The sequence below is a fragment of the Lacinutrix salivirga genome (assembly GCF_053604675.1).
Genome location: NZ_JBSHNP010000131.1, coordinates 1 through 267, shown reverse-complemented (window position 1 = coordinate 267; position 267 = coordinate 1). Strand labels below are relative to the sequence as shown.

The 267-nt window shown below is 31.8% G+C and carries 1 protein-coding gene; it reads right to left on the bottom strand.

Going from position 1 to position 267, the window contains the following annotated elements; genetic code table 11:
* The coding region (locus ACVC5O_RS11605) for a hypothetical protein (RefSeq protein ID WP_452221648.1) at nucleotides 1–261 on the bottom strand (261 nt) is incomplete at its 3' end.
* Between the last annotated feature and the right edge of the window lie 6 nt (nucleotides 262–267).

Below are 267 nucleotides of genomic sequence, written 5' to 3'. Positions count from 1 at the left end.
AAATGGAACGTCTGTAATATATTCTGCAATAAACAGCTCCTCTGTTTCTCTATCTTTAACTTCTACGCGAGATTTTTGTGTGCTTATGTAGTTTATATAATGAAAATCGCTAAATAGGTTTGGCTTGTTTTTCTTTAAGGTTTTTACTAGATTTTCAAAGTTAACATGCTCTTTATAAAACCCACTATTTTGTGATTGCTCTGTAAACTGAAATGCAGGTGTATATCCCAACCGCTCTGCAAACTCAAATGTATTACTCATAATTTT